Genomic DNA, 6399 nt, shown 5'->3' with positions numbered 1-6399 from the left:
TATCTAGTGTCTAAGAAGAATCATTAGTATTTTTTCTGGATCTCTTGGAAGTTACCAGAATTTTAATGGACAAGAAGTGTTAAATCTTATCAAGCAAGAACTGTTACATTTAGTTTAGCAGTCACAGGGCTATTTTAATTATCCCAAAGCCATCATTATTAAGATCCAAACAATGCCTCCGTATGAGAATTTCCTTACGATAGGAATTACAATAGCTCTTAATCTACTAATATGTATTTTTTCTTTCATTAACCTGCTTCGTTAGTTGAATAACACTTATTTTAAGAGTACCAGAATCACCTGAAATGTTGGACAATAAAGCGGCTCCATTTGGAGATAATTGATAATACGTTCCATTTGCGCATTAAAAAAGAACCTACACATGTAAGCTCTTAATATTAGTTATCCTGATTATTAAACATACTTGTACATTCTTCCACAAGTGATTTTAGCCATAAGAAATACTCTTCGCATTTATCAATTATATTACTACCCTTAAATTCTTCTACTGTATCATGTATATTTAGTCTGCCGTGGATTGTTAGCTCATTCTCACTTCTTAATATCTTTCGGTTTTCAATATTGTCATGTTGTTTTATTACAATATCATACTCTTTATCCTTACCATGTTTATCAACAAACTTTTTTATTTCTTCATAAATATCAACAGTTTCAGTACCCAAATTCATTATATGGTATTTTTTAGTTTTAAGAGGTGCTTGCTTTAGTGATCTATTTCTCATATTAGTAATTCCTCTTAATAAAATATCTTCAGATTCACTGGTTGATTTTTCATTATACCAATTTTTCCATTTATTATTTGAATCATATTCATAATTCATTATCCATAAGACAGCTCTTGCTGAACTGACAAATGCATTCAGAAAATAATCAAACTCCGGAATAACATTTTTATGTTCTTTTAATTTATTCAGAAAAAATTCAGCCTCATTTAGCTTATCGATTGTATAACTCATTATTATCACCCCTGCTACATTCTACCATAGTAGGGACAGAAGGATGTAAAAATAACATCATTCGTTTTTTAGTTTTCAATATACATTAAAATTACATTTTCTCTACCATTAATGTCCTTATACTCTGATTCCCTAATATAATACCTTCCCAAAGTTCACTATGTTGCATACTTTTCTTATATAGTGTAATTAAGAACCAACAATTTAGTTGACTCTACCAAAGCTTCTTTTTATACAGGAATCTTATTATCTGATCTAATTGATGGAAATACTACCTTTATCAACTCAGCTTTAATCTCTTCTATATTTTTAAATCGCTCTTCCTTTACAGGTGAAATACCTTTCAAAATAAAACTCTTTAAGACATCATTTCTTTCACGGTTAAATTTAGTTTTCCTGCCAGTGAGAATAAAATATATGACTTTTGTAAGGGCATAAGTTTCATGAAGAATACTATAATTTTCAAAACCCACTGCACTTAAATCAGTATAATCATTTATAGATCCTTTTACTTCTGTACCCTGTCTTGTCAAATTGCTTTCAGGACGCTTCACTAACCCGAAATCTCCGACCTTTATCCATGAGGAACCATCATCATACACTTTAACCAATATATTTTGATAGCTAATATCTCGATGTAATAAATATTTAGAATGTATATACTCAAAAGCATTTAATAATTGAATTGTCAAAGCCCGTCTTGTATTAAATGAAAGTGTACTATTATTTTTGGATATAAATTCATTCAAACTGTAATTAGCATACTCCATGGTATATTCATTTCTTTGATTATTATAATGGTAAGCTTTAATAATATAAGGTGAATCAAGCTTTTTCAAATCATCATACTCATGTCTAAACCGTAACAGTTCATCTTCTCGCAGGTTATTCTTTGCTCTTTTTACTACAAAATATTTATTATAATGCGGGTCTTTGTATTTATACACATTAGCATAAGATCCAGCACCGATTTTTTTTAGTTCAATATTAGGGGATAAAGCAGCTGATGGTATCACAGTACTCTTAGAAAGGATAAATATAGGCTTATGTTCAATAATATTGATTTCAGGGAAATCTTCTGGTATTGTACTTCCGCCACTTTTAACTAGAAAAGTCTTGCATCTATCTATAATCTGTTGATAGCTTTCAACAAGATTAAAACTAAATTCGTTAAAATCTTCTTTTAATGTAGAGTTAAAGAAGCGTAATTCTTTTAGCAATTCTATTAGATCTCTGCTAGGATCAGCATTAAAATGTCCTCCATTACCTGGAGAATTTTTGGCGTTCATAAAAGAGAATAATTCATTCAAGTTTAGATGAAAGATTGAAAATATCTCCCTAAGTTTTTCGTTATCAATATTTTTATAAAGTCGTTTATAAATAGCTACTCCATCAGTTTGAAATCTTGAGATTAATTTATTAAATTGTATATTAAGATAGCTATTAATATCTGATCTCATTCATAATTCCTCCAATTAAAAATCAGAATACTCAAATACAATTGTATATTAGTATTATAAGATTTCAAGCATTAGGTAATCTAGTTAGCTTTTTACATATAACATTTTAAAATTAATTGATATGACAATACTAATAAATACACTCTACCTCTATTCACAGGAGGTTTTTCAATGTCATTAAAAAAAGTAGGAAAAGTCATGGTCTTTTTGCATTAGTGCTGGAATCGATAAACTAACGGGAAAGAGAAAACAATTATACCGCAGTGGATTTAGAACAAAAAAGGAAGCACAGATAGCAGTGAATGAATTAAAGGATAAAATTACATTTGTAAGGAATAACGAAAAAGTGCTGACCCCTTGATACACAATGGATTGACGCCTCTTACTGTTAGTGATTCCGATTGGGCTCGAACCAACGATCTCCACCCTGTCATTGTTGATATTAATAGCAACTAAAAGCACGTATTGATTTTATAAGTACCTTTGGTTTACTCAGCTAAGTAGCGGCAAAAAACATTTTGACGAGAACGCTTTAAAGCGTTTGATAGTTTGAGTTGATATTTAGCATAATTTCAATCACATGACGAGGAGTAATTTATACATCCTCTGAATTTAAACGTATAATAAATCAACTTCTTATAGTTAAAAAATGTAATCCATTCTTTTAATCAAAATAATAAGGTCGATGGAAACGAGATATTTAAACACTACATGAAATTAGAATTGGATTTCGATTATTTAATTAAATAAAATTTTTATTCTATCTTGCCAATTAGTAGATGCAGAGATAGAAATAATATTATCTTCTGCTAATCTCTCAATTAAATATTTCCCTCTTAAATCTTCAGGTGATAATGATAACCTACTACACATTGTTTCATAGGAAAATGAAGTATCGAATACTTTTAGTATTCCAATAACCCGATCTTTATTTTGATAATAATAATTGTCCAATAGAGTTTTAGCTTTATCTGTAAAATTATAAAATTCTCCTTGAACATAACCTTCTGTTTCTAAATCATTAGCGATATTTTCTTTAAACGTTAAGTAAAATGGAACTCCATATCTAGAGTGGTTGATTAGATATAGTAAAATTTCATTCTCTTTAAGCAAATGAGTTACCTCCTAAAAATTTTACAATACTCCTAGTAAGTATACCTTATGCTATCAATTATTAAAAATTTGGTTATCCGATACTAAGACATATTCGTAGTAAGAATTAAGTCCCATGCATTATGATATGTTCTTTACCTATTGGTTCTATTTAATTCACTGGCTTTTAAATTCAAGGTTTTTCTTCCTGCATTATATAATAAATATATTTTTTAAAACATATTTTAATAGCTTTATTCCCATTATTAACGATGAAAGGCTAGTATTTTATTAGAATTATTTGGTAATAATCCTACCAAAAAGCTTTTGAAATGATGTCATACAATGAAAGGGTCATTCTATAGAAGAAGATGTACTTGTAAGAAAAAATGATGTGTTTGTAGTTCTAAATGGGCATTTACCATAGATATCGGTATTGATCCAAAGACAGGAAAAAGGAAACAAACACAAAGAAGTGGATTTAATACAAGGGAAGAAGCAGAAAAAGTAGCAAACGAATTAATTTATGATTTGCATCAAGGAACATATATAGAGGAAAAAGATACCCTATTTAAAGACTTTGCACCGGCATGGCTTTCCATTTACAGTCATAGTCGAGATGTCAAACCGGGAACCATTCGAGTAAGACTACACGAAATTGATAAATTAATGCCATATTTTGCGCATCTTAAGCTCAAGGACATTAACCTAAAGAAATATCAAGATTCTCTAAATGACCTAAGTACCAGTTAGTTCCACCCAAAACAAAAGGATCGGTAAGAAAAATCGTCGTTGAAAATATCGTGAATAATGCGTTAAAAAGACATAAAGATAAACAAGAAAAAGCAAAAAGGATAAACGGTGCCTATTATAGTAAGGATTTTATTTTTACAAATTCATATCGATATCCTGGATATCCCATTCTTATTAATACGGTTGAAAACAGGATGAAGCGATTATTAAAAATAGCTGGGTTAAATCAAGAACTCACTCCTTACGACATACGCACACATCACTTCTTGCAGAAGCTAATGTGGGTATAGAAGAAATAATGGACAGGCTAGGACATACGGAAGATAGAACCACTAGAAATATCTATCTACATGTATCAAAAGAATTAAAAAAAGAGGCTTCTCAAAAGTTTGGTCAACTTATGAAAAGCCTACAATAATGTACAAAATGTTAGCCAAATGTTAGCCATTCACTCTCACCTTGCATAAAAACCCCTTATATATCAAGGTTTCAAAGGGCAACTTACATCATGCCGCCCATTCCACCCATGCCGCCCATGTCTGGCATTCCGCCGCCAGCGCCGCCGTCTTCTTCAGGCTTGTCAGCGACTACAGCTTCTGTAGTTAAGAACATTGCTGCTACAGATGCTGCGTTTTGTAATGCAGAACGAGTAACTTTTGTTGGTATAGTCATGTTTTATAAATTATCTAAAAAGTATAGACTACTTCACTTATTAACACTTACAAAATTAGTATAAAGCTGTGGCTGTTTTCTGTAAAGTAGTTATCTTATTCAAACATGTTTATAGTAGAATCTACGAATTCGAATACTTTATAATTTTTTTGACTTCTAGAATTCAAACTCGACCGAACATTCCCGATAATAAATATATCAATAAATTTGTTATAGGAGGTTGTTATGGTAAAAAGAGCATATAGCCTTGAATTGGGTAAGCCAATTTCTGCTGAAACTGCACATAAAAAATCATTATATGGCGAACTAATGGAAAGTAGAGCGTTTAAGTGTGCCGATAATGAATGTAATATTAACTTAACTTGTACTAATTGGAGAGAAAAAAGTGCTAAAAGAATTTATTTTACCCCAACTTCAAAAAGTACACTTCATATAGCTGGTTGCAATGAATCTGGTGAAGATGAAGAGAAACAGCGTTCTAATTTTGAAACAGAAAATGCAAAAACTAGTGTAAATAAAAATGGAACTGTTAAATTAAAAAAAATATCAGAACAAAAGACTGTTAAACATTACTTGGAAAATACTGAAACAAAGTACAATAATAATCTATCTCACAGACCAAAGAACAATTCTTATGGTACTAAAGGAAAAAATGAAGGAAGTTATATCACATCCATTATATCTTTAATTGAAATGTTTAGGGATTATTCCTTTGATAACCATAAAAGATTTTTAAAAATCTCTTCAATAAAAACTCTTTCCTTAAACGAATTTTTTGTTAATGTTGACCAAGTATCACACCTCCCTTTCAATAAAATACGAATTTTCTATGGTAAGGTCAAGGTTCAAACATTCAATGATACTGGTTTGAAAATATTATTTATAAACTCTAAAATTACACCACCATTATTCACAAATAAAAAAATAATGTTTAAAAGATATTACGGAAAAGATGCTAAAAAGTTTGTAGACACAAACAAAGAACTATATGCTTTCTTTAGGGGATATTTAACTGAAGAAAACAAATGGAAACCATTTAATAATGAATTTTTCAAAGACATTTATTTTTCAATAAATAGTATTTAATATTAAAACTCCCTAAATCTGTATTAGGGAGTTTTAATATTTGAGAAAATTATCTTGTCAATGCCTATTTATCAGTAGTTAAGAAAAATAAAGGCATTAGAAAAATTCATGTTTTTAAAGTATAGACTACTATACTATATTTTGTTTACTTATTAAGTAAAAATAAGTGTTAATTAGTTGTAAAGTATTGATAGCCAGTTTAAATTACACATTTTTATTAATATTAGACTTATATAAATGTCAAGTTAATTATGTACAGTTTTGACTGTTTAAGAATGTACAATTTTAATCATTTTCTTTATCTAAATGATCTTTGATTCTGTAAGAATCACCTATGATATTTACCACTGTGGCGTGGT

General features: G+C 29.6%; 7 protein-coding genes and 2 pseudogenes. 5 read left to right on the top strand and 4 right to left on the bottom strand.

The features are described from left to right. Positions 1–398: 398 nt before the first annotated feature. Both ACFSTA_RS18820 and ACFSTA_RS18815 read right to left on the bottom strand, forming a co-directional pair. Positions 399–977 (bottom strand): hypothetical protein, encoded by a 579-nt coding sequence (locus ACFSTA_RS18820; RefSeq protein WP_377558377.1) that lies wholly within the window; start codon positions 975–977, stop codon positions 399–401. Positions 978–1207: 230 nt separating this feature from the next. After that, positions 1208–2437, bottom strand: a complete 1230-nt coding sequence (locus tag ACFSTA_RS18815) for a protein kinase domain-containing protein (protein ID WP_377558376.1) — start codon at positions 2435–2437, stop codon at positions 1208–1210. Between the two features lie 193 nt (positions 2438–2630). On the opposite strand from ACFSTA_RS18815, the pseudogene ACFSTA_RS18810 reads away from it, so the two are divergent. Next, positions 2631–2747, top strand: a pseudogene (locus ACFSTA_RS18810) (Arm DNA-binding domain-containing protein); the annotation flags it as partial. Between the two features lie 428 nt (positions 2748–3175). Here the strand turns inward: ACFSTA_RS18810 and ACFSTA_RS18805 are convergent. After that, a complete protein-coding gene (locus tag ACFSTA_RS18805) occupies positions 3176–3550 on the bottom strand; it encodes a hypothetical protein (protein WP_377558375.1) in 375 nt (124 codons plus the stop codon). A gap of 402 nt (positions 3551–3952) precedes the next feature. On the opposite strand from ACFSTA_RS18805, the gene ACFSTA_RS18800 reads away from it, so the two are divergent. The 3 genes from ACFSTA_RS18800 to ACFSTA_RS18790 are packed head-to-tail and all read left to right on the top strand — an operon-like array spanning position 3953 to position 4700. Continuing rightward, complete coding sequence (locus ACFSTA_RS18800) at positions 3953–4282, top strand: Arm DNA-binding domain-containing protein (protein ID WP_377558378.1); 330 nt, start codon at positions 3953–3955, stop codon at positions 4280–4282. Positions 4283–4332: 50 nt separating this feature from the next. Next, positions 4333–4572: a hypothetical protein gene (locus ACFSTA_RS18795; protein ID WP_377558379.1), complete on the top strand. Its 240-nt coding sequence runs from the start codon at positions 4333–4335 to the stop codon at positions 4570–4572. Further along, positions 4563–4700, top strand: a complete 138-nt coding sequence (locus ACFSTA_RS18790) for a hypothetical protein (RefSeq protein ID WP_377558374.1) — start codon at positions 4563–4565, stop codon at positions 4698–4700. The genes ACFSTA_RS18795 and ACFSTA_RS18790 overlap by 10 nt, the downstream gene beginning before the upstream one ends. An 83-nt stretch (positions 4701–4783) precedes the next feature. Here ACFSTA_RS18790 and ACFSTA_RS18785 read toward each other — a convergent pair. Then, positions 4784–4945: pseudogene (locus ACFSTA_RS18785) on the bottom strand (hypothetical protein); the annotation flags it as partial. Between the two features lie 234 nt (positions 4946–5179). Here ACFSTA_RS18785 and ACFSTA_RS18780 point away from each other — a divergent pair. Beyond that, the gene (locus tag ACFSTA_RS18780; RefSeq protein WP_377558373.1) at positions 5180–6040 is read left to right on the top strand and encodes a hypothetical protein; all 861 of its coding nucleotides are present in this window, start codon (positions 5180–5182) and stop codon (positions 6038–6040) included. Positions 6041–6399 lie beyond the last annotated feature (359 nt).

The sequence above is a fragment of the Ornithinibacillus salinisoli genome (genome assembly GCF_042684965.1).
GTDB lineage: Bacteria > Bacillota > Bacilli > Bacillales > Amphibacillaceae > Ornithinibacillus > Ornithinibacillus salinisoli.
This window is presented reverse-complemented; position numbering and strand designations above follow the sequence as displayed.